Annotated in this window: 15 protein-coding genes; all 15 read right to left on the bottom strand. The window is 45.1% G+C overall.

Features of this window, described 5'->3' with window-relative positions; genetic code table 11:
* Positions 1 to 24: 24 nt before the first annotated feature.
* Genes NST69_RS10155 through NST69_RS10085 form a run of 15 tightly spaced genes read right to left on the bottom strand, consistent with a single transcriptional unit; the run spans position 25 to position 25743 of the window.
* The gene (locus NST69_RS10155) at positions 25 to 561 is read right to left on the bottom strand and encodes a hypothetical protein (RefSeq protein WP_209878062.1); all 537 of its coding nucleotides are present in this window, start codon (positions 559 to 561) and stop codon (positions 25 to 27) included.
* Positions 562 to 590: 29 nt separating this feature from the next.
* Positions 591 to 1280, bottom strand: coding sequence for a 4'-phosphopantetheinyl transferase superfamily protein (locus NST69_RS10150; RefSeq protein WP_342549151.1), 690 nt, complete (start codon positions 1278 to 1280; stop codon positions 591 to 593).
* A gap of 41 nt (positions 1281 to 1321) precedes the next feature.
* Complete coding sequence (locus tag NST69_RS10145) at positions 1322 to 2470, bottom strand: ABC transporter permease (RefSeq protein WP_342549150.1); 1149 nt, start codon at positions 2468 to 2470, stop codon at positions 1322 to 1324.
* Positions 2467 to 3600: an ABC transporter permease gene (locus NST69_RS10140; RefSeq protein WP_342549149.1), complete on the bottom strand. Its 1134-nt coding sequence runs from the start codon at positions 3598 to 3600 to the stop codon at positions 2467 to 2469. Before NST69_RS10140 ends, NST69_RS10145 begins: the two co-directional genes overlap by 4 nt.
* Positions 3601 to 3629: 29 nt before the next feature.
* Positions 3630 to 4553 (bottom strand): ABC transporter ATP-binding protein, encoded by a 924-nt coding sequence (locus NST69_RS10135; protein ID WP_036724993.1) that lies wholly within the window; start codon positions 4551 to 4553, stop codon positions 3630 to 3632.
* Between the two features lie 37 nt (positions 4554 to 4590).
* Positions 4591 to 5412, bottom strand: coding sequence for an alpha/beta fold hydrolase (locus NST69_RS10130; protein WP_342549148.1), 822 nt, complete (start codon positions 5410 to 5412; stop codon positions 4591 to 4593).
* A 20-nt stretch (positions 5413 to 5432) separates the two neighbouring features.
* Positions 5433 to 5918 (bottom strand): hypothetical protein, encoded by a 486-nt coding sequence (locus tag NST69_RS10125; protein WP_340992294.1) that lies wholly within the window; start codon positions 5916 to 5918, stop codon positions 5433 to 5435.
* A 3-nt stretch (positions 5919 to 5921) separates the two neighbouring features.
* On the bottom strand, positions 5922 to 6692 hold the full coding sequence (locus NST69_RS10120; RefSeq protein ID WP_342549147.1) for a hypothetical protein: 771 nt from the start codon (positions 6690 to 6692) through the stop codon (positions 5922 to 5924).
* Positions 6693 to 6750: 58 nt separating this feature from the next.
* Positions 6751 to 10083, bottom strand: a complete 3333-nt coding sequence (locus tag NST69_RS10115; RefSeq protein ID WP_342550135.1) for a thioester reductase domain-containing protein — start codon at positions 10081 to 10083, stop codon at positions 6751 to 6753.
* A 49-nt stretch (positions 10084 to 10132) separates the two neighbouring features.
* Positions 10133 to 11239, bottom strand: coding sequence for a 2-oxo acid dehydrogenase subunit E2 (locus NST69_RS10110; RefSeq protein ID WP_342549146.1), 1107 nt, complete (start codon positions 11237 to 11239; stop codon positions 10133 to 10135).
* A gap of 11 nt (positions 11240 to 11250) precedes the next feature.
* Positions 11251 to 12276, bottom strand: a complete 1026-nt coding sequence (locus tag NST69_RS10105; RefSeq protein ID WP_342549145.1) for a transketolase C-terminal domain-containing protein — start codon at positions 12274 to 12276, stop codon at positions 11251 to 11253.
* Positions 12254 to 13207: a thiamine pyrophosphate-dependent dehydrogenase E1 component subunit alpha gene (locus NST69_RS10100; protein ID WP_342549144.1), complete on the bottom strand. Its 954-nt coding sequence runs from the start codon at positions 13205 to 13207 to the stop codon at positions 12254 to 12256. Before NST69_RS10100 ends, NST69_RS10105 begins: the two co-directional genes overlap by 23 nt.
* Positions 13191 to 13433 carry an acyl carrier protein gene (locus NST69_RS10095; protein WP_342549143.1) on the bottom strand — a complete coding sequence of 81 codons (243 nt, stop codon included), beginning with the start codon at positions 13431 to 13433 and terminating at the stop codon, positions 13191 to 13193. The genes NST69_RS10100 and NST69_RS10095 overlap by 17 nt, the downstream gene beginning before the upstream one ends.
* Before the next feature lie 22 nt (positions 13434 to 13455).
* Complete coding sequence (locus NST69_RS10090; protein WP_342549142.1) at positions 13456 to 15486, bottom strand: condensation domain-containing protein; 2031 nt, start codon at positions 15484 to 15486, stop codon at positions 13456 to 13458.
* 15 nt (positions 15487 to 15501) lie between these two features.
* Positions 15502 to 25743, bottom strand: coding sequence for an amino acid adenylation domain-containing protein (locus NST69_RS10085; RefSeq protein WP_342549141.1), 10242 nt, complete (start codon positions 25741 to 25743; stop codon positions 15502 to 15504).
* Positions 25744 to 25751 lie beyond the last annotated feature (8 nt).

Below are 25751 nucleotides of genomic sequence, written 5' to 3'. Positions count from 1 at the left end.
AGACAACAAGGTTCACCCGGCTGTCTATGCTGCCCAGAACATAATTTGGGAACCCATATACATCACCAGCACCAAGGCTAAGAAGACGTAGGTCCCTCTGATGAAGAGCGGGTAATTCTCCCGTTTTTTAATGACTCCCATGGATATAAAGAGCTTGGGCACGCTGATGGCCATATGCAGACCTACAGTTAAGAGAAACAAAAACTCTGCTGAAACATAAATAATATTAAACACAGTCCCGTCTATCCTTTTACTTAATTCAATCACCAGGATATGCACCAATAAAAATATCCCTGTGAAAATACCTGTTGCGGACTGGATTACAGTGCCCATATTGAGCTGCGGATATTGCTTGGCCTGTTTATCCCTTTGGCGATTTTTCACCATCAGGAAGATAGCGGAAAGCATATGGACGGACATGACAATGGACAGAATTCCGCCGATGGTCATATGAATATATCCATACGGCATGATTCCTGCGTAATAGATACAGGCCACTATAAGATGTATCAAAAAAAACAAAGTGCTTAATGCTCCGGAAATCGCAACTATTTTCTTCATGCCAGGGACTCCTTACCAGATTTTATCCATTAACTTTCACTCTTAATGTAGGCTACAAGGTCATGAAGTGATATTTTTTCCATATGGATAAGATCAGGTGTGCTTACACAAACGGCAAGCCTGTAATTATCCTGCAGCAAGTAACGGTTAAAATAAACTCTATGGTCTTCTTGGGAGCAGAGCTGTACGGATTCTCCGTTAATCATGAAATAAAATGAGTTCAGCGGCTTACTCAGCCCGACTCCCAAAAACTTAATATAACTTTCTTTTAACGTCCAGTAATCATATAGCGAATGAACCTGCTCTCCTATTTCCCGAGAAATGATATCCTCATATTCTTTGACATGGAAGAAGCGTTTAGCAATATCCAAATCAATGTCCCGGATTTCTTCAATATCTATGCCAATATCCTCAGTATCTAATCCGCAGACTACATACTTTCCAGAATGAGATATATTGTAAAATACCTCATTCTGATCCTTTACATAAGGTTTTCCGTATGGATTTTTGTCAAATTTAATGTCTTTCATCGTAACTCCAGTTTTCTTGGCGATCATGAATCTGGCCAGCACATCCCCGTACAAGCTTCTTTTCCGGTCTGCCTCAAATCTGAATTTGTGTAGGGCTTCCCTTTTGTCTGAAGCACATGCGCCCAGTAACGTCTGATAATCTTCAGCACTTATGGGGTCTTCGATATTAATATAATAGAGTTCTGCCATAGTTATCTTCCTATCCTTGTCTAGTTGAATTCGTTGCCACTTTAGGAGAGACTTCTGAATTTCTTTTCCCGCTTGCTGGTTATGATGACCGATATGGCTAGAATCACCGCTGCCATGCCGCCAAGTAAAGACGCCTTGCCAGCTATATCCCCCAAGGTTAATCCTTGCTGTAAATCCAGAATACTTCCCATAGCCCATCTTGCCGGTGAAATATAGGAAATGGCATTGATTAATTTAGGAAACAGTTCCACCTGAATAAAGCAGCCGCCCAGGATAACAATCAGCAGGTTCGCAAAATTGGAAATCATGGAAGCAGCATCCGCCTCTTCCGTAATGGAAACATAGAATGTCCCCAAGGAGACAGCCACCATAGCCGTCAGGAAGAGAATCAAGAACAGCACACTGGGCTCCACGCCAATGGAGGTATTCGTGAAGTATTCCATGCTGAGGATTGCGGCCAGAATTTGAAAGGCGGTGATGACCAGATTGCAGAGTACATTGGACAGATAATACATCCATACTTTGGCCGGAGAGAGGAAGATCCTGGAGTAAATATTGCGCTCCCGGTCAATATTAATTACATTCGCTATGGCCGAGGAATTGAAGAAAATAAACAAGATCAAAAAACCGACAAAGATATTGGAGTTGTTGTATTCCGTATACAAATCGTTAAGAGAGGTTTTCTCCACGAACTCAGAGCTGGCGATATAATTGCCTACCGCATTCTCGAATACAGCAGCATCCCCCCCTGAAATCTTGCCCAAGTTGCGCAAATTGAGCAAATGATTTTTGAGGATAGCCTGAAGCAACGTATATACGTTTTGCTCTTCGTTTCCTTTCACCACAAGCTGATCGATAGAATTATTTAACAACCCATCCTGGAATCCGCTGCGGATGACCAAAGCTGTATTTATTTTATTACTTTGAAAATTGGCCTCCACTTCATTCTCATTCATCTTGAAGACCTTGATGCCCTCCAGGCCGTCAACAATTTGGGTGATGGCTTCCGAGGCCCGGGTTTTATCTCCATCCACAATACCCACGTTTACAAAGGTTGTCGAGTAACTGACCATTTTACTGGCAATGATTAAGACGATAATCGGAGTGATGGTCATTAACAGAAAAGAAATCGGTTTATGCATTATCGTAATTCTTAAGTTATTTTTTATTAATGCATAAAATGTTCTCATGCTCTTAATTCCTCCTTCTTTTCTTTGGCAACAACGATAAATAGACTGACGAATATTAAAAGGAGAAATATGGAAGAGCTTACCCATATCATTTGGTTGTCATGCGCGTAGGTACTTTTTAAAATACCAATATTCACCCATCGTAACGGGGAGACCAGCAAGACTTTGCCGAATACACCGTCCATATCGTAAGGAAATGGTGTATACGATCCCCCGAGAAAGGAGAAAATCGGCAGGATAATCACGGAAAGAATCACATCCACTTTGCCGCGCGCTTTTAATAATTGGGCCACTAACATGCCTAGAGCTACATTGAAGATGGCAAATAAAACAATATACAGGTACATGAATAAAGAATAATTGCCCCAGTTTACGTCCAAGTAGGTTATTGAGAAAATAAAGGCTGGAATAAATACCACAAAGGCAAAAATAGAGTACGCGGCCAAGGAAGCGAGATAATACTTCACTCTGCTAAGTCCTGTAAGTAAAATTCTCTCTTTGATTTTGGTTCTTTTATCCGTAAACAGATCCCCAATGGGAATCAGCATCATATACATCACCATAAGCGTTAATTCCACCACTCCATAATAATCATAGGAGCTCATGGCACTTTTGGAGGGAATCAGCTCTACAGGCACTTCATACGTGGCATTATCCGCGCCAATCAATTCAATCGCTTTTTCCCCGTCTATTTTATAGGCTTCCTTAACCGTCTGAATGCTGCTGGCCACGCTGCGGAATAAGGCTACCACTCTCGCTGTATTTAACGGCTCCGATTCATTTCCGTAGACCAGGATCTTCTCCTTATCCAGGTGCACGAATACTTTTTTGTTCACCCGCGCCTCTTTTTTTCCTTCTTTCTCTGAGCCGGTGTAGCCCATTTTGATCCCGTAATCTTTTTCGATGGATACAGAAGCTGTGGTTAAGGCATCAATAACCTCGGCTGCCATTCCTTCCGATTGATTGAGCAACGCAACGTCAACCTTGGTCAGGTTTGATTTATCGGAGAAAGCACTCGTTAGAATCGAACCGATCAGAATCATTAAAAAGATAGGGAATATCATCAAGAATAATAACCACTTTGGATTTCTGATTTGATTTTTAATGATTTTCTTTATGATCTGAAACATATGATCTTCCTTTCCTCTAGACTCTATGGTCAGTCGCGTAATTTGCGCCCTGTCAATGTCAGGAATACGGTTTCCAACGTAACATCTGTGGTGCCGATACTTCTGATTTTCACATTTTTGCTGTTTACGTATGCAATAATTGCATTCAAGTTATCATTTTCTTTTAACGACTCCACCTGGATTAGGTTGTCATTGATTTCCACATTAACCACGCCATCAATATGGGAGATTGCTTCCTTATCCAGTTCAAGAGCATCATCAACGGTTAACTGCAGAGATTTCTTATCACTGATCAGATCTGTTAATTCTTTCTTTGTACCCGAAGCAATGACCTGGCCTTTGTCAATAATGGCTATGCGATTACAGATCGCTTCAACTTCCTCCATATAATGTGTTGTGTAGACAATCGTCACGCCTTTCTCATTTAACCGCTGGACAGACTTCAGGATGTGGTTTCTGGACTGCGGATCAATCCCGACCGTTGGCTCATCCATAATAAGAATCTGCGGTTGATGGACCAAAGCAGTGGCAATATTCAATCGTCTTAACATCCCGCCGGAGAATGTCTTCGCTTTTTTACGTTTGACATCGGACAAGCCTGTGAATTCCAAGGCTTCATCAATTCCATTCTCCAATTCTTTCCCCTTCAGTCCATACAGCTCACCGAAGAACTTAACGTTCTCATACGCAGTGAAATTGTCATACAGGGCAATGTTTTGCGGGACAAAGCCAAGCTTTCTTTTCTCATCCTCCACCTTATTTCCGAATAGCCTGATGTTCCCCGATGTCGCATGCAGCAGGCCGCATACCAGATTAATCGTGGTACTCTTGCCGGCTCCATTCGGGCCTAACAGACCAAACACCTCACCTTTTTCAATGGACAGATTGAGTCCGTTTACTGCGGTATAGTCACCAAATTTTTTGACCAGGTTATCGATTTGAATCACATTCATCTTTCATCCTCCACTCTTTTTAAATGGCAAGCTGGTGTTATAGTGCCTCTCTCTGAGCTTGATCCGTAAGCTTATTCCCTATATCCATTAATTTATTGCGCAGATGGAACAGAAGCATATTGGGATTATCCATAAAATAAAAATGGTTCCCCTGAAAGAGGGTGAGTGCGTATTTTTGGGTGGTGTATTTCTTCCATCCCTCTAGTTCTTTCTTAGTAGCAATGCTATCGCGGTTCCCGCCATAGATATCAAATGACACCGGGACGGCTTGCGCACTCTCAGGATTATACGTTTCACACATTTTCATATCTTTTCTAAAGGTAGGCAGGATTAATTCCAGAAACTCTCTGTTTTCACTGAAAGCGTCCGGGATTCCGCCAAGACTGATGATTGTATCCATAAATTCAGCGTTGCTTTTCAGATATAATTTGTCATTTCCGTCTTCGGTCAGACTCTCCGTGAACTTGTTCATATAGTTGGGTGCTTTCATGCTTGATATAATTACATATTCCGGTAAGCTAAGCCCCTGTTTATATATTTTTTGCGTCAGCTCATAGGAGACCAGCCCTCCCATGCTATGCCCGAACAACACGTACGGCACATCAGTGTACTCTTTCATTTCCTGAAGCAATAGATCTGTAAGTATATCCACATTATCAATGGCCGGCTCCGTTATTCTGGCCCCCCTGCCCGGCAGCCTGACCAAGCAGGTCTCCACATCCCGCGGCATCTGCTCTTCCCAGTGCAAAAAGGTTGAAACATCTCCACCGGCTGGAGGGAACAAAAACAAACGTAATCTGATCTCAGACTTATCGGCGTTTCTTTTGAAAAAAAACCATGGTTTAACCTCTTGTTTCATGTTATCCTCCACTCTTCTCATTAAGCTGCAAAATTCAGATAGGTGTTAAGGGTGTGGAATACCCCAAAGGTAATGGCGACCCCTACTCCCAAATGATCCCCCAGCCATTTCTCTGCTAATGCGAAATACACGGACGGGAAGATGGACATCCCCATGAATACGAAAAAAGTCCCGCTGATCAAGGTATAGTCCATCCCGCCCGCAAAATAACGAATCCATAAAGCGTAATAGAGCAGTAAAAATACGGCCATTCCAAACACATATTTGCTTTGCAATGACGGAGAGCTTTTGTTTACGCGAAATATTAATACAAGCATTAATAATATTTGGCTCGAACGTTCAATATAACTAAGGATTTCAACCCTGTTGTCGAAGGCTGCCCCGGTTCCGGCAGTTCCGTTTACCGCAAATGCGTAAAATAACAGATTAGGAAGCAATACCAGCAAAAGAATAATCAGGCCCTTGAGAGAAAAGCCGAGCCTGTTTTTAGTTAAGGTTGGTTTCATCGTTTATGCCGCGCTCTTTTTATGCTCCAGCAGGGTGGTAATGCTTTTTTCGAACATCGCTTTATTCTTTCTCATATCAAAGAACATCCAGATGTGATACACAGCCCCCATAATACCGCCGAGGAGAGCCGTAATCTGCATAACGGTCATCTGACCGCCATCGAAATAAATGATCGTATCCGTCATTGCAAAAACCATGGTGATGATCAAATCCAGTCCGACGATAATGCCCAAAATGTTGAGCTTGGAGGAGAAAACCTGATTTCTTTTGCCCAACAGCGAAGTCACCAGATACCATAATCCAAAGCCGCCAAACATCCAGATAAAGTCAGGGTCGAGCGGGAAAGCTGCTACTTCCAAGGCTACCCGGTACATTTCATTGCCTGTGGAATACAAAGTCATAACCTTCATAATAAATATTTCTCTCATCCACTCCAGGGACAGCAAGCCCGCGCCGCCATAACCAACAATGGTTACCCATTTGTAAAAGCCTTCCCATTCATAGCTTTTGGATCTCAATGTTGAAACTGCCGTCGATATCCAGTAGATGGACAAGAAGCCGATCGCTACGAAGATATATCTCCATAAATGCGGAATAAACGGATGGGCAGCAATTTGCTCATAGAATTCCGTTCCTCTGTATTTCTCCGCCGGATCAATAGGCATCAGAATGCCTATTCCCATATAGAGCAAGCCTATGAGCAGGGAGACCCACATCCCGCTAGTGTACAGGCTCATTTTTTTTGCTGTAATTACATCCAATCTTTCCTTCATCATTGTTCCTCCTCGTATAAAATCATATAATGTATACTTTCTGATCCTTCACTTGCCCTCAACGGGTGAATTGAAAATACTTTGTCTTCACAAAGTAATCCAAATACCGGTTGAACACCTCCTCTCCTACCTCAGGGCATGTGATTGTAGTTTCACTCAAGCCTTTGGTAACATTGGTAATGTCATACGTTATTTCCACATCCCATTCCCCCATATCTTCCGGAATGAACGGCAACATAGCCTTGGTGGTATTCAGATTAGGATTCGCGGCAACTCTGTCCACCAATTCATCCTTCCACTGCTCATACGGCATTTTTTCAACCTTGAACCCGTACGAATTCATCCAGGTATACACTTGGTTTAGGGTGTTCATTTTACTGGCGACAATATGGAAGTTTTTGTTGCTTGATCCCGCTTGGGTGGACAAGGCTACAATAGACTTGCTGACATAATCCACTGGAATAAATTCTATATTCACATTCTCCTCGAACAATACTCCTGCCTCTACACAGCTTTTGATCATAAGCCACATGATATCTCTGGTTTGACATGCCCCTGTGGTACTGGAGCCGGATATTCTGCCGACGCGGTAGATACTTACCGGAATGCCCCTCTCTTTGGCCAGAGCTATAATTCTCTCGCCAACCCACTTACTCTGCTGATATCCCAGTACAAGCACCTCATGGTCGGACGGAATTGTATCCTCGTATGCGATATAGCCGTTTTCGTGTGAGAGCGTAGAGAATACATAGTGAGTTGACACGTAATGTACCTGCTTTAACTTATGAGTGGATGCCAGACGTAAAATCTCCTGAACTCCCTGTACGTTAACATCTTTAATCTTGTTATACGGTTCCAGGAAATTAGTGATAGCGCCCGCATGATAGATGGAATCGATTCGGACTGCCAATTCGTTGAAATCCTGCAGCTGTTGTCCGAGCAAAGGTCTGGCAAGATCGCCCGTGCAGACTTCTATTCTGCTTCTGTAAGCTTCGTCCCATAAATGGTACATTTCCATATTAGCCACAACTCTCTCGTAGCCGCTCTGCACACTGTCCGCACGGACCAGCAGCACCATATGATAATCTGTCATAGCGATAAGCTCCTGCAGCAGAAATGCCCCCAGGAATCCCGTCACACCGGTCAAAAGGACGTTATGGATCCGGGTATGATCCCACGCTTGAAGTTCCTTTGCTCCGGTAATTTCCTCGTCCAGCCACACCTCATTTTTCAAGAATTCCCGGGTCTTATAGCGAAAATTACTTACGGCGGATTCATTGATATCCTGTTTATTTTGCTCGCTTTTGACCGCTTCAATATACATCGCCATTTGCTCAATGGACGAACTGTCGAAGAAAATCCGCACCGGCAGCATCATATCAAAGGCATTCTTGAACTTTACAATGAGCTGGGCCGCCATGATGGAGGTTCCGCCAAGTTCGAAAAAGTTATCCAAAACTCCTACTTTGTCAACGTTAAGAATATCTGCCCACAGGGCGGCAATTTTTTGCTCCGTTTCCGTTCTCGGCTGCAGATATTCAGCCTTAACGCCTGTTCTTGTTTTCATTTTCGAATCCGCAATCGCCCTCATTATTTCTTCAATAGACTGCGTATGACTAACCAGATCGTTAATTTGATCTTTTTCGGCTTCATCCAGCTTATTCCATCTGTTGAAAATGAACTGGTAGGGGTCGAAGCTGCGGTCTGCCTTGTGCGGTTTGTCTGGAATATCCGGTTCTTGGTCTGCTTTGTTAGGGTGGAGTGCTTCATTCGCATAATCCTCGAGCTTTTCACAAGAAATTGTCAGGGCTTCACCTGTGTGAACACGCTTCAAGTCGGTGCGGGTAATCCTGGCCAGAAATTGAGCCGCACTCTCATTCCTGCCGCTGGATTGATAGTGGAACACTATAGAGTCACACTGGTGTTCTCTAATTCTATTGGCTAATTCCTTCATTAAATGATATTCAACATTTTTACCGAGCACCCGGCAATTTAAGAGCAGAGCGTCAACCTTGAAGCTCTTCTTATCAACTGTCCCAATGATGGTACCGGCCATGCCGTAATCTCCAAATCTGTCTTGTACCTTTACGGAATAAATCAATTGATTATCCCCGTTAAGCGCTCCGATGATTTCCTCCTGTGTCCATAGTAATCCTGTCAGGTTGAAGTCTTTGGTATTATGGAGGATATGCTCGATCTGTTCGGCCTGCAGCTCATTGATTTCCCGTAGAGTGACTTCCAGCTGGATGGATTGAAGGAATTCCTCCAGACTGTATTCCTCAGTGTTGTCTGCCAAGACATCTTCGCCATTGCTGTAACGGGAAGCTTCAGCGGATATATAATCCAGAATCCCCGAGGCCTCTACGCTCTGCATCCAAAGTGTAGAATCCTCCGGCAGCAGCAGCTGGCGTATTCCGTTTAAGTACAGCTCTTTCGTATCCAGTACAATGAATTGATCCAGTGAAACGCCATGTTCTCTATGTATTTGCAGGATTGCTTCTGTTATCGTTTCACACTCACAGCTCATATACTTACATTCTTGCTTGGTGAGGATGAGATCTTCCCTGTCCAATATGGCATTCAATTGTCCTGGAGCGGATCTTGAACACAGCATGATTTCATTTCCCCAGCTTACAAGTTCCTGCAGATAGCGCTGAAATAAAAGGTAGGAATCATCCGTAACCACTCTTTGCTCATCCAATTCATGAAGAACTGCGTCTCCTGCTTGTTCCTCTTGCTCACACAATAGGACATCCGCATCAAAGACAAGGATATTGCGCTTATTGCTCAGATCCAGCTTGATGATTCGGCTAATCTGTCTTGCAGCCTCTTTGTAGATGCTATTCACATAAGGAGCTTTGGCAAAAGCATACATGCCCATGTGATAGCTCTGATCTGCGCCGTATCTGCGGACCAGCTCTTCCCCGTCTGCCAGGTATATGCCTTCAACGAATCTAAGCTTATCCATCATAAACTTTCGCAGCATCATGGACGTTTCCATTGCACCGTACACAATTTGCAGGTCACCGACTCCCAGCGGTCTGTTCTCATAGACAGGAGGGAGCATAAAAATCAGCTTGCAGCGGAGTGCCGCCTTGGCCTGCAGAACGGCTTCGATCAACATCGACAGATCAGCCTTGCATGAATTAAAGCTCTCTTTCCGATAGAAATCTTTCCGGCCTATAATATCTTCCAACCGGGTCCAGATGACTACATAATCCGGTTTCTTCTGAAATAATAAGCTGTCCGGGTCCATGCACTGGGATATGATCTGATTATAAGGTCCGGTTTCAATTTTGGACTGAAGCCCGAGTTCCTTGATATCTTCTTCAAGATAGTCTTCCAGTAAATCAGCAGTGAAGCTGGACAATACATAAATATTGTGCGGCATGTCACTCACTACATCCTCCTCCTTCACTCTCCACTTCCGGGCTCACACCTTACACATTGATCTCAAAATGTTCAAGCTTGCTCTTCAGCCGCGCCAAAAATTCGACCGCATAGAATCCGTTCACTACACGATGATCGTACGCCAGGCCAAGATTGATATAGCTTCTTTCTGCCACCGTCCCTTCCTTCAGGACCAATTCCTTCATTACCGCACCCACGGAGATCATCCCGGTCTGGCCCGGCAGAATGATGGGAATGACACTGACAACATCGGCGCTTGTATTCAGACTAATCGTTATCGTTCCGCCCATCAGATCCGTTTCAGCAAAACTGCTTCTTAAGGCTTTATATTTATATTCCATCATTATTTCTGCAGTATGCTCAATCCTTCCAGCATGTTCAGCTTTAATTACCGGAATGTAGAGACCTGTCCCCACATCGATGGTCACACCGACGTTGACTTCATCAGCAGGAATAAATGTATTTTCATCCTTCAGCTTTCCGTACATTAACGGGAATTCATCCTTGATCGATACCAGCAGCACCGGTAATACTTCTCCAAACCCCACAATGGCCTCAAGCTGCTCACCGATTTCCCGCATTCCGGTTAGAGCTTCATCACAATATACTTTCATTAATAAAAAGGCGTTTGGAATATTCGTATGCGATTCGGCTACTGTTTTAGAGACCTGTTTTTGATTCTTACTCAAGAGAATCCGGGCCTCATCCCCATCGATTCTTTGCTTCAGCAGCTCTTCCAAGTCACTTAATTTAATCAATTTCTTATTTAAGGCTGACAGCTCCTGCTGCGAAAATTGGTGCAACGCGGCAAACGCTTCTGCCTGATTGGAAAGTTTGTAACTGACCGTGCTTTCTGCTGTGGCACTGCCCACGGATAATTCCTTGTATGTATTCATCTCTTGGAGGGACTCAAAAACAAAGGCAATAACCTCGCCGGTTCTCACATCGGTTTGTTCTTTAGCCGCAGGATAAAAATAGCCGTCTGCTTCACATTCGATATCAATAGCTGCCTTGGAGGTCTCCAGGGTAGTAATTAGATCACCGGAATGAATGAATTCGCCCTCAGCGCAATAATAGTTCTGGATCAAGCAGCTGTTATCATTCGCATTTAATTGTGGAACAACAATTGGTCTCATACCCGCCTCCGTTATCCTTCTTTCGCAATTTTCATCAGCTTCAGTACACTTTCATAAATGTCCTGTTCCCCTACCAGTACCTGGCTTTCATAATACTTGGATGCAGGAATAATGCTGTCAGAAGAACTTAAGAGCTCAATGGCTCCATCCTTCTGCTTATTGAGATATGGATATAATTTGACCGCTATCCCTTCGCCCCAGGTATGCCCGCTGGTCCCCTCTTCCACAATGAGAATCTTGCCGGCTGCAACCGCATCTTCAATAATGGCCTCGATTCCGCAGGGATACAGTTTGGAAGGTACCGCTACCTTAACTTCAATTTCATCCGCCATAATCAGCTTTTCAGCCACTTTCATGCACATGGAAGCCAAGCCTCCGGGGCAAAGGATCAGAACATCCGGTACACTGTTTTCTTCTATACTGGCGACTGCCCAGTTCTCATGGTCACCTTTAAAGGAATAGTTGAAAAGTTCATCGATTACGCCATTTTCATACCTGTACTGGGAATATATTATTTTTTCTTCAAAAAAAATACAAGGATTTTTCTCACTCAACATCCGGTTAAACACATAATAATTATCATGAAAAGGAGACAGCTCATACACGCTTAGATTCGGGATGCCCATGAAGTATTTTTGCATGCTTTGGCTGTGTGTGGGTCCGTACCCCCTGTAACCGCCATTCGCACATCTGACAATCATGCTGAGATCCAGCTTGTCCCCGTACATGGTTACCGACTTGGACGCAAAATTGAGCAGAGGGTCAAATGCCAGTGTAGTGAAATCCGAAAACATCATATCCACGATCGGTTTGTGGCCCATGATTGCCATTCCGCTTGCCATGTTGACAAATCCCTCTTCACTTATCGGCGTGCCAATCACTCTGTCCGGAAAATCATCAGATAATCCCTTGTTGATTTTGAAGGCACCCCCATAAGGCTCACGTACATCTTCCCCGATTACAACGACTGCCTCGTCCTCACACATCAGTTGATGAATGGCATGTCTCAAATTCTCATTTATTTTTTCTTTTTTCATAGTCCACCCATTCGGCTCCCTCTCTGTGTATGACAAGCTTCTGCAGCGTTTGCATTTGATTCCGGACAGCTTCTTCAAGCTTATCTACCCTTGCCTTATCGCTGGCTTTCATTTGGTTGTACCAGTAATTCTCCCGGACTCTTTCAAGCTCATCAGCACTTCTAGTATCATCACCTTTACTGTGGGACGCGACCCGATCTGTTATAAATTCAATGACCAGGGGTTTGGATTCCTTGCGGACACGGTGTATAGCGTCACCAGTCTGTTCTCTTATTTCATTCACAGCTTTGCTCCGGATGCACAGATAATCAAGATCGAACCCCCGTACCCGGCCTTCTATACTTCCCGACATGCTGTAGCTTTGCTGGGTTGATATTGCTATTCCATTGTTCTCTACAACGATAACCATCGGGAGATTCCATATGCCGGCAAAGTTCAAGCTTTCGTACACGCAGCCCCTGCCAAAGGTTCCGTCTCCAATATAGACAAATACCAGATTATCTTGTTGCTTGTATTTATAACTCCAGGCGATTCCTGTGCCTACCGCTATGCCTTCGGCCTGAACCCCTGTAGATATAAAACGGTCTCTGCGAATGTGCTGGCTTCCTCCGATTCCATTGCATACGGCGCCTTGTTTGCCCATGACCTCTGCCAGCAAGCCCTGGGCATCCCCATATCTGGCAATATAATGCCCATGCCCCCGGTGATTGCTGATCACAAAGTCTTCTTCTTCAATGAACGGATTCAACGCTACCGGGATATATTCTTGTCCCATGCAGGTATGAGTGGTCCCTGTGACATGTCCGCTTGAAAAAAGCCCGAGGACCGATAGCTCATATTGACGGATCAACAGCATTCTTTCCAGATCATGATCACTAGTGCTTCCCGCCAGAACCGCCTGCCCGGAAATGGCATTATTCAAAGATTTCATTGCTTACTCCTTTGCTCTTCAAGACCGTTATAAAGGCGGCAAGATTTTTCAGGCTTTTCACTTCCTTGAAGGAGAACTTGATCTTATAGGTATCTTCAATAGTTGTGATTAACTTGATATGCTTCAGGCTTGTCCATTCCGGAGCATTTTGCGGTGACAAGTCTTCGTGAATCGTTTCTTTGTCCGGTATGGCCAGAATATCCGCAACAATCTCTTTTAATGTCATAACTTCAGCATCCTCTCATCATTCAGCCCGTTGACTGCAGTGCTGTATTGTAAATACTCATGACCAGTTCTGTGCCCATCGCCGTGTAATACTCTCTTAAATAAGGAACATGCCCTTCTTCATCACCAAGACCGTCGTTATACTCACTAAGCTTATATTTCACAGCGATTTCGTCTCCATGAAGTACAGAAATATTCCCGTTTTTCGTACATTCCGCAGCTATTTTTTGCTCCGACTGTTGAATGAGCCGCTTTGTTTCATTCATCTGATTGACTTTATCCGATGCCGGACACAGATATAGGATGACCTTGGACTGATGCTTGTTCACAAAGCTACAGGCATATTGGATGAACCGGTTCGCATTGTCCGTCAGCACGGCTTCAAGCCTAGCATCCTTAGCATCCATTCCTTGAATCCAGTCCTCCAAACGGAGTAACAGGATGCCGATGCCCTGACTGCTTCTGCATAACAGTCCCGTATCATCAATCAATTGCTGGAACACCTGGCTATATGGTGCGAATTGCAGCTTATAGTCGATCCGGAGCTTATCCAGCCAGAATTCCATCGGCTCTCCTACCGGCCCGGATTCGAAGGAGGAGACGACCGTCATCACTACTTTCTTACGCGATAGAGAGGAGACGAATTCACCGATGGTCCGGTCAGGATTCTCAGTAATCAACTGGATTAATAGCTTGAAATCCTCAATCATCTGCAGAATGGTATCCTGGGCGAACAGATCCGTATTGTACTCGAACCCTGCAGATATTCCATTCTTCAGAATGGTTGCGTACAACGACAAATCGAATTGTGCCGTCTCTACCGATACTGGGAGTACTTCAACCTCAATTCCCGGAATACTAACACTCAGCATCGACTCCTCGGTCTGAACATACAGCACCTGGAACACTGGTGAATGCTGCATCTGACGTTCAATATCTAGGCCCGTTACCACTTGCTCAAACGGAATCTCCGCATGATTAAAGGCTTCCATGCAATGGTCTCTAACCTGGGTGAATAACTCTGCAAAGGTCATGCTGCTGGCTATTTCACTTTGGATCACTACCGTATTAATGAATAGGCCGATTAATTTCTCCAATTCAAGCTGGTTTCTGTTGGCAACCGGTGTTCCAATACAGAGCTTATTATCCAGACTGTAGCCATGCATCAGAAGGGTTAGCGCGGACATCATCATATGGTACATCGAGCCATTCATTTGCACACATCTGTCGCTCATTGCCTTCACTGCTTCTGTTTCAATGAAAAAGTATTCCGTCCTTCCCCGATAAGTCTGTGTGCTGCCCCTTCTATAATCGTAGGGTAAATGAATGGCCTTTGGTGCATCTTTAAGCTTGCCAATCCAATACTCCAGCTGATCATCCAGCTGGCCGCCTTCAATTCTTTTACGCTGCCATTCCGAATAATCGACATATTGTACCTGCAGCAATGAACGGGTAACTTGTCCGTGAAGCCTGTCCCGATAGGCACTGGCAATTTCATTCATGATTACACCAAAGGACCAGCCATCACAGATAATATGATGAAGGGAAAGGGTCAATACGATTTCTTCTTCAGACAATATCAACACATAGAACCGCCATAAAGGGCCTACGGTCAAATCAAAGGGCCGTCTTGCGATTTCGCTGTTCATCTCCTTGATCTTGGCAGCTCTCAAAGAAGGGTCGGATTCTTCCAAATAAATAATATCCAGCTGGAACCTTTCATACGGCTTGATAATCTGTGACGGGATATAATCTATCGTGTTGAACACTGTCCTAAGACTTTCATGCTTCTCAACGACTGCATTGAGCACATCTTCCAGAATATTAAGTCTTATATCGCCTTTGAGCCGATAGGACTGCGGGACATTAAATACGCCACCGTTCATGAACTGCTCCATAAACCATTGTCTTTGCTGTGAAAAGGACTGGCTGAACGCATTCGAGGTTCTGGCGGCCCGCTCAATATCCCTTTTTTTGCTGTCTCTGGACTTTGTAATTAGTCCTGCGAGCTGTTCCCTTGATAAGGATTTGATTTTATCCTTCTTAGTCTCCATATAAGTACTCCTTACCTATCTTTTCAAAAGCTCCTTAAGGCGCTTCCTCTTTACCTTCATGGCTTCCTTCTCTGTCTCCATCACTTCACTTGCAGAAGCGACTTCGGCATAGCTGCTCGTTGTCTCCTCCAGATATTCACAAAGACTGCGGATGGTTGGGTATTTGAACATATCCACCACTGTAATATTCGTATCAAAGCTCTCCTTGATCTTGTAATAGACCTGAACCACAAGCAGCGAATGGCCGCCAATATCAAAGAAATTATCATTGACGCCAATGTTCCGGGCATTCAGGACGGCTTCCCATATTCGCTTGACCTTGGCTTCGTTGTCATTCGCTGCTTCTACAAATTCATTCATTACGCTTCTTCTTAACCTTCCAGGCTCCGGAAGCATCTTCTTATTCAGCTTGCCATTTGGCAATAACGGCATCTCCGGCAAGACCATAAAGAACGATGGAATCATATAATCCTGCAACTGACTTCTGATATGTTCTCTGATGACAGGAATATACTTGTGGTTATCTTTCCACTCCAGAGGATTGGTGAAGTATAGACTTTGGTCCTCATTGAAGCGGATGAAATTCGGCACTTCATAATCATAGGCACAGGTGTCCGCTCCATATTTATTCTTATGGAACAAGATCAGTTGATAATCTCCGCTCTCGCCATGACCATTCCACAAAGCGCGAAGCCGGTAATTCCCGCCATCCTGCACGAGCAAATCGTATAAGCTTGGAGCATACAGTTGAAGCTCCCTAACGTCTTCTCTCAGCTCACGGACAGTTGCAGCTTGCACACTATGATCGTTCAGCAGCAACTCAAGCTTGTTCTCATGAACCAGCTTATCCATCAGGACATCTTGGATGACAATAACCTCATCCTGCCGCCCGGTGAGTATATCCTGGAGCCCCTGCTCCGCTTGTATATTCCGCCAGCTGAACTGAACGATATTCTCCAGCTGCTCCGCTTCTTTCGTCCGGATCACTACCTGATAGCGGAATTTACTCATCTCATTCTCGAACTTTGTTACTTTAGGCAGAATGGAGACATGCTCTACCTGCTCCAGGGAATCCTTAAGACTCAAGAAATATTTGGAGTCTACCAGCAGCTCATTCTCCGCTGTAATGGAATTCTTAATCCGGTCGTTTAATTCTTGCACGGTAGTGTCCGCAGGAGCCTTATACCATTCCACTGAAGTATGATAGCTCTTCAGCAGCGGCAGAGAACGTACATCACCGATAAAAAGGGTTCCCTCTTTATTCAGCATGCCTAAAAGAGTAGTAATCACCTCATTCAGGTACGCTCCGCTCGGGAAGTACTGAATGACAGAGTTGATAATAATGGTGTCGAACGTCTCATTCTGCAGCTCGCCAAGCTCATCAGCCGATTTCTGATATAGTCTGACATTCATGGAGCTGTCCAAATTCCGTTCGATATAATCGAGGCCTATCCTCGATAGATCAATACCCACGTACTCTTCGCATAACGGGGCGATTTTGAACAGAATCATCCCTGTACCGCAACCGACCTCCAGTACTCTCCGCGGCTTAAAGCTCTTAATCAGATCTACGGAATCGGTAAGCCACTCTTCCATTTCCGGGATCCCAAGCTTCTCCCCGGTGTAGCTGCTGTTCCAGCTGATTGTATTTAAGCTGAAATCTTGAATCGTTTCCTCTTTGTTGTAGGCATTATCGAATATCGACTCCCACTGGGTGACCTGTTCCTTGCTCTCCTCCATGACATCCTGTTCTCTATAATTCACATCACGGACAATATAGGACACGATTCTTACATCATTTCCATCCTCTAGGTTTATAACTACGTTATCCTTAACGGAAGGATGGGACTGAATCACCTTTTCGATTTCCCCTAATTCAATGCGCAGTCCTCTTACTTTGACCTGATTGTCAGCGCGTCCTATGAAGTTGATGTTGCCGTCCGGCAGCAATTTGACAATGTCACCGGTCCGGTACATCCGTGCACCCACAACTTTACTGAACGGATTCGGAATGAATTTCTCGGCTGTCAGGTCGTCCCGTTTGTAGTATCCTCTGGCCAGATTCACACCGGCAATGAATAGCTCTCCGCTCACATTGTAGGGAACGGGATTCATGTACTCGTCCAGTACATACAGCTGTACATTGGAAATGGGCTTGCCGATCGGCACAATCTCTTTATCCAGCTGCTCGCTGCAATCGTAGTAAGATACTTCAACGGAGGCTTCGGTAGGGCCATACAAGTTGTATAGACCTGCATCGAAGGTCTGGAAGAACTGTTCCTTTAACCGGTACGGCAATGCCTCCCCGCTGCAGAACACTTTTCTCAGGCTGCTTCCTGCCTGCTTGGCTCCGGGATGCTCCAGGAACAGCTTCAGGATCGAAGGAACAAAATGAGAGATGGTAATCTGTTCATCCCTGATCAGCTGAGCGAGATACTCCACGTCTTTATGCCCTTCCGGCTTCGCTATAACCAGACAGGCGCCTACCGTCAGCGCCCAAAAAATCTCGCTGCAGGATACATCGAAGCTGAAGGGCGTCTTCTGCACCTGCCGATCTCCCGGCTGCATCCCAAATTCTTTTTGCCCCCATACAATACGGTTTCGGATGCCGCTGTGAATATTAATCGTTCCCTTAGGCTTTCCTGTCGAACCTGAGGTATAAATCATATATGCCGCGTGGGTACCTTCAACCTGTACTCCCGGATTATCTGTACTCATCGGCAGGAACAGTTCCTTATTCCGCAAATCCACCTTCCGGATTCCCGCAAGCGCATCGGTCTCGTCCATGCAGTACAGCACCAGCTTAACCTCAGAATCCTGTAGCATATAATCTACCCGGTCCCGGGGATATGTTGGATCAATAGGGATATAGGCCGCGCCTGCTTTTAGAATCCCATAGACAGCTACCATCATTTCAATGGACCGGTCTGCGTACACACCAACGAAATCCTCGGTCCCTATTCCCTGCGCAATCAGATAATGGGCGACTTGATTCACCCGCATATTAAATTCCCGATACGTAAGCGTGTCTCCCTGGAATCTCAGCGCCGGTGCATCCGGTCTTAAGGCAGCCTGTTCTTCAAATAATTCATGGATAAATAATTCATTCTCAAATGTATGATCCGTCTTATTGTGCTCATAGAGGATTTCATTGATTTCTTCTTTATCCATGAAATTGAACTGCCTGATTTTTTGATAGGGATCTGCGCATAGGCTGTTGATGATGTTCTCCAGATGCCGCATCATCTTCCGTATGGTGCCTGTTTTATAGATATCCGTATTGTATTCACATAAGGTGTGCACTCCGTCTTCCAGCTCTCTCATAGAAATCCAGAAATCGAACATTGCTGATTTATTGTCTGTTTCCACTCTTGTAATCGCAAGATTCGGCAGCTTGAAATCTGGCAGTGCCTCATTTTGAAGGGAGAACATCACTTGGAACAACGGGTTTCTGCTTAAATTGCGTTCCAGCTCCAATTCGTCCACCAGCATCTCGAACGGCATATCCTGCGCATCATAGGACTCCAGCGCACTTGCCTTTACCCGTTCAATCAATTCCATGAAGGAAATATCGCCTGACAAATCATTGCGGAGCACGAGTGTATTCACAAAGAATCCGATTGTATTCTCTGTCTCCATCCGCGTACGGTTGGCAATCGGGGTTCCAATAGCGATATCATCCTGTCCGGTATATCTTGCGAACAGGACATCGACCGCCGCCAGGTAAATCATAAAAGGTGTAGCGCCCGTAGCCTCTGCCAGATCATTCACCCGGTCCATCATGCTCTTTTTATAGACAAAGAAGTCCTTTTTCCCGTTAAAGGTCTGTACTTTCGGTCTGTCGTAATCCGACGGGATATCCAGGGTGGCAACATCCTGGAGCTTGTTCTTCCAATATGCGAACTGGTCCTCTTTCACCTTTCCGGTGAACCAGTTTCTCTGCCACTGGGTATAATCCGCATATTGCCATTCAATCTTGGGTAATTGGGCCGACTTTTGATTCACCAAGGCGTCATATAGCTGGACAAATTCATGTACAAAGACGCCCATAGACCAGCCGTCGGAAATAATATGGTGCATGGTGAGGAAAATAACATGCTCGTCTGCGGCCAATTTAAGCAGCTTACATCTGATTAACGGTCCGTGTTTGAAATCAAATTCCTGATGGACTTCTTCATCTGCCAGCTTGGTAATTACCTGCTCTCTTGCCGCTTCTTCCACATGCATTAGATTCTGCAGAGGGATCTCGACGGCATCCACATCATGCAGAACCTGCATAATTTGCCCTTCAATGTTGTCGAAGGTGGTTCTGAGTCCTTCATGGCGCTTGACGATTTCTGTAACAGCCTGCTGCAGGCAGGAGACATTTAACTCGCCTTTAAGCCTGATGGTCTCCAGAATATTGTAAAACGCGCTTTCTTCATCATATTGTTTTAAGAACCAAAGTCTTTGCTGGGCATAAGAAGCCGGTATGCCTTGTTTCTTCTCTTCATCAGATAATTTTGAAAGGGGACCTTCCCCCTTGGAATCCGTAACCGGGCGAACTCTCTCTTCCACAAGCTTAGCCAGCGCTCCAACGGTCGGATGATAGAATAAGTCATTGATGGCAAATTCGATCCCGTATTCTTTTTTAATTCTGGAGACGACCTGGGTTGCCTTTAAGGAATGTCCTCCAAGCTCAAAGAAGTTATCATTCATCCCTATCTTCCCGGCGGCTAATACTTCGGACCAAATGTTGCTTATGATTCTCTCAGCATCTGTAGACGCTTCTACATATGGCTCTGCTTGTTCCTCTTCGATCACTTCGCCATCCCTATTGACCGTGAGCATCTTCAGCGTGCTTACCGCGCCATAATCATCTAGGACCTTGGCGTTCTCAAGCTGGAGAAGAGCCTCTGTATCTTCCTGCCTGTAGACAGCAAGATATTCTTTGGCATACACTTTCTCATCGATTCTGTGGCTGATATGCACATTATTCTCGTCAATTCCTACATAGACCATGTCGTCACCAAGGTTCAGCAGGGCTTCAAAGAATAACAGGCCATCCTGCTCACTGATTACATGCTGCCCGATGGATTCACTGAGACTGTTAATGGATTGCAGGCTGCCCGCAGTCATTCCGATCTTATCCCACATCGTCCAAGAGATACATTTCACTGCGTACCCTAATTGGCCGGCTGCATACTTACAGAACATTTCCAGAAAGCTGTTTCCTGCCGCATAGGCACTGAAGGTCGCACTTCCGAGCAGCGAGGTCACCGAAGAGAAAGTGATCAGCATCGCATCTTTTCTGCTTTTCAAGAGTTCAAACAGATTTAGCACGCCATAGACCTTGGCATTGAATTCTTCGGCAAAAGTCTGCTGTCCGATTTCCGTAATCAGGTATGAATCCCGGTTGTCAAAATGCCGTTGATAGCTTGAATTCCCGGCAAGATGTATAATTCCATCAATCTGAATTCCCTTCGATTGCTCATAATCCTCAACCGCCTGAATGATGGAATCCAGATCACACACATCCGCCTGCCGGTAACTGATGGAAGTTCCTAGTGCAACTAATTGGTTGTAATGTTGAACTCTGCTATCATTATCCTCAAGAGTCCCCAGATCGCTTCTTCCCAGGATCAGAAGATTCGCTTGATAGTTTTCGATGAGCTGACTGCAGATTTTTGTGCCGATGCCCCCAAGACCCCCGGTTACCACATAATTTCCGCCTTGTTTGATCCTTGTCTTGGGTTCTGCTTTCCGTAAAGGCACATTCCGGAGCTTCCAGGTTAATCTCCTGCCGTCACGGTAACTGATTTCCTTCACGGCAGTCTCTCCGTGCATAATCTCAGCGCGTAATAAGCGGGCATCCTGCTTGATATCCCTGCCTTCCAAATCGATCAGCAGCGATCGTAAACCCGTATTCTCCGTATCCAGAGTAGCCATGAAGCCGATTAATGCGGCATTATCATAACGGGTTCCCAGGCCGCCTGCATCCTGGAACACATTGCTGCTACCCACATACAGGCTTGTAGAAGCGCATAGGTCATTGTCCGCCAATACCTGCAGTAAGTGGATTAGACTAAAGACACCGAGTTGGTTACTGCTTGAGATATCTGTATCTCCGCTAGCGTTGATTTGATAAGTGGGAAGATAGATCATATGATCGGCCTTCCACCCGATTTGCTTAAAATAGTCAAACAGCTCTTTGCAGCCCTCATAACGGGTATAATCACAGCCATAATGATTCCGGTCATATACCTGGAAGCAGTCCTCTTGCTTGACCGATATGACCCTGGTCTCATCCAGGCCCATACCTTCTATGAATTCACCCGCCAATCCGTGGCGGTCCTCAAACACCAGGATATTGACGCAGGGTACGGTGCCCTCTTCAAGCTTAAAGCTCAGCGGCTTCCATACTTTCTTGAATATCCATGGCTTTACGGTGTTCTTATTTCTGACCATTTCGAGTTTTTTCAGGACAGCATCGTATTTGCCGGCAAGCAGGGAATCTCTTAACAGAATCCGCTGAATTTTACCAATTCCTGTCTTTGGAATCTCTTTTTTAGCCAGAGGGATAATGTATTCAATAACAAGCCCGATTTTTGAAGTGATGACCTTTTGCATCTCTTTGATGATTCCTTTGAGCCTCACGGCATCCATAGATACCGGATGGAAGAATATCGCTAATTCTTCCTCTTGTGAACTGCTTGCTTTGACTGATACCGCAGCCGTATAAGATACTTCAACCCCGTCAATCTCCTCAAGGATGGCCTCAATTTCCGAATTATTATAGTTGACACCATTGATGATAATGATGTCTTTGGCCCTGCCTGTAATAGTAAGTCCCCGGTCGGTTATAATCCCCAGATCCCCCGTATCGAACCAGCCGTCTGACGTAAATGCTTCAGCGTTTGCTTTGGGGTTATTGTAATATCCCGGTGTAATACACACCCCGGCCATCTGAAAGCGTCCCTCTGTATAGAGAGGCACTAATTCATTCTGAGCATCGACAATACGGATGCTGTTCCCTGGAAGAGGTCTGCCTACGCTTACACTGCTATCCTCCTGTTTCACTAAGTCTTGACCAAAATCACTGGAATAGATGGAACCCGCACACGTCTCGGACATCCCGAAGCACGGCATCATTGCCGACTTATCCAGATGATATGGCTTAAGAATCTCATTAAACTTCAGGGCGGTCCGCGCCACTACCACTTCTCCGCCGTTGGTTATAAACCGCAGGGCAGACAGGTCAATATTCAGTGCTTTGATTCCACTCTCAAGGCTGTTAATCAAATTAAAGGCAAAGTTCGGTGCCCAGGTATTCGTAGCTCTGAAATCACTCATCAGCGTAAGCCAACGGAGCGGAGCTTCCAGAATATAATTAACAGGTGCCAGAATCTCCTGGCAATGCAGATAGATGTCTCTTACATTACACATTACAATTCCGCCCACATGGTCCATAGGCATCCAGTTAAAGGTCACTTCTTCTGGACCAAACCCGTTATTTTGGCAGGCGGCAATGGTGCGTCTCAAAATATTTCTGTGGGTCTGCATAACTCCTTTCGGCATTCCTGTGCTTCCCGAGGTAAGCAGCAGCAGCGCTACATCATCCGGCTTCACCTCGTAGGTGATTTCTAGTTCCCGGCTGTTCATCAATTGTTCAGCGGAATAGACGGTGAACTCTTCTTCGCCGCCAAGAACTCCGGGAACACTGCGAATACTTTCAGCCAGAGCTTCATCCGTCACAATCACAGGCTGTTCAAGCATTTTCCAAGCATTCAACAGTTTGCGGATCACTGCATTATCTTCTTTATAAGAAGCAGCTACCGTAGCCGGAATTCCGATAAAGCCGCCTAACATACAAGCCCAGAAGGTATTTACATAATTCCGGTTGTTATCCATCTGATAGATGACCTTGTCCCCAGGCTGCAATCCTCTTTCGATAAGACCGCAGCAGATAGCCTTGGCTTCACTGTAGACCTGCTTATAGTTAGCAAATTCAATGCTGCCATCATAATTAACGAACCGGATGCCATAATCCTCAGGAGCTTGATCGGCAGCCCGTTTGATGTAATAACCCAGATCAAAGACGGTATTCTCAGGAATGATCACTTCTTCTCCAACAATGAGTGATAGCTGTGTGTCAGCGCCGCTCTCTTCCTTGCGGACTTCAACCACTTCAACGTTATCCGTTTTGCCGGAACTCTTCTTAATAAAAGAAAAATGCTCGGCCAAATCGGAGATATGCACATTATCCCGGCTGATTCTTACGGCCTTACGCACGAACTTCACAGGAAATTCACTCATAGCGCTCTGCTCATCCGGGATCACTAAGTTACTCCAGCGCTGAATGAGGTTGTCATTAATAATTTCCAGTTCAAGCAGATCATTGATTTTGACAACGCCATCTCTGTAATAAGGAATGTTTGACACAGGAACGAACTCTGCTGCTGCCAGACAATCCTTCTTATTTAAGTCAAGCAAGATGCACAATCTGTCGGCGATTGCACTTCTTATGGCTCCGGTTCGCTCTTCATCGAATGCCGCTTGTTCCACTACAGCATCCGTCACCGGCTCCACATAATAGACAACAAGCTTGGATTCACCCTTCCTGTTATAACGGTGAAGCAGCTTCACGTCTTCTACTAATGATTCCGCTCTTAGGGCACGCTCCAGCACAGGCAAATCACGTTTGATTCCGCCAATTACCATGCTGGTGCTTAAGGTCTCATTAATCATTAACGTTCCATCTGCATAATAACGGCCCATATACCCGGAAGCGGTCTGATCCGGCGTCCATACACTGCCTTCGAATCCGTCCGGAAGCGGGTGCCCATATGTATCAACAATCAGAACGCGCGGTATAGCGGAAGCTGATATCTGAAGGATAGGCTGGTTATGCAAGTTCACAACGGCGGATACTGCCTTCCCTGCTTTGAAATCTGTATTCTGCTCAGATGGAAGCAGTTGAATCGTGCGGATAGCTTCATTTATTTTAAGGACAATTTCATCCAAAATCGTTATGAAGCTCCTTTGAAATTCTTCAATGATCCTGTCGCTGAAATAAGCGGAATTATAAATCGTCTCCACAAGGATTCCGTGATCCGGCTTAACCACCCAGGCCAGCGGATAATTGATTTCTTCTCTTAATTGCAGCTCTGTTATCGAGAACTCTGTGATATCCTTATAAGCCTGCGCGTTGGCATAATTCTCATATACAAAAATACTCTGGAATAACTGAGGCAGATTATGGGCGCTGCTGATCTCAGCCAACGACATATATTCATGGGGACTGCGGCTGATTTGATCCTGTGTGAGGTTCTCCAGACACTCCAGCAAGGTAAGGTTATCATCCAACTGAACACGAACCGGAATGGTATTGATAAAGATTCCTACGGTTTGATCGATACCTTTTAATTCCGCAGGTCTTCCCGACACAGTCGTCCCATAGACGACATCTTCTTTTCCACTGTATTTACTCAACAGGATGGCAAAGGCAAGATTATACAGTTGATAGGCGCTGAACCCGTTATTTTTAGATATCTGCTCGATAGAATGATGTATATCCTCTGAAAGCCGTAAGGAGAGTTTACGGGTCTCCCCCTTCTGCTCTTCCACTACAGACTCAGTATACAGAGGCAAAGCTTCCTCGAAGCCCTTAAACTTGTCTTTCCAGTACTGTCTGGAGACCTCGGCATCCTGTTTATGCAACCAATGGATATAGTCCTTAAATGATGCGGATTTGTGCTTCGCCGGTGCTTCCCCTGTCTTGAACGCTTTATAATTCCCGAACATTTCCTCCAGTACCAGAGGCAGTGACCAGCCATCCATGATGATGTGGTGAAAGCTCCAGACAAAATAATAGCTGTCTTCAGTAATTTGAATTAGAGCAAACCTCATCAGCGGAGCCTTGTCCAGTTCAAAACCCATCATTCGATCATTTTCAAGAAACGTGCTATAATCATGCCCGATTTCTTCAAGCGGCAGATTGCTCCAGTCATACTGAATGTAGCTGCATTCGCATTGCTTCAGAACTACCTGAACAGGTTTTTTCACACCTTCCCAGACAAAGGCGGTTCTTAGAGCGGAATGATCGTTAATGACCTTCTGCCAGGAATCCCAAAAATATTCGAAATTAATCTGCCCGTGTAATTTGCACGAGAATTGCTCCAAATACATGCTGCTGCTTTCACTTTTTAGGCTGTGGAACAGCATGCCTTCCTGCATGGTGGATAATCCATAGATATCTGCAACGTTCCTCTTGTTCATGTATTCTC

Origin of the sequence: Paenibacillus sp. FSL P2-0089 (genome assembly GCF_038595095.1) — a bacterium.
Lineage (GTDB): Bacteria > Bacillota > Bacilli > Paenibacillales > Paenibacillaceae > Paenibacillus_AQ > Paenibacillus_AQ silagei.
This window is presented reverse-complemented; position numbering and strand designations above follow the sequence as displayed.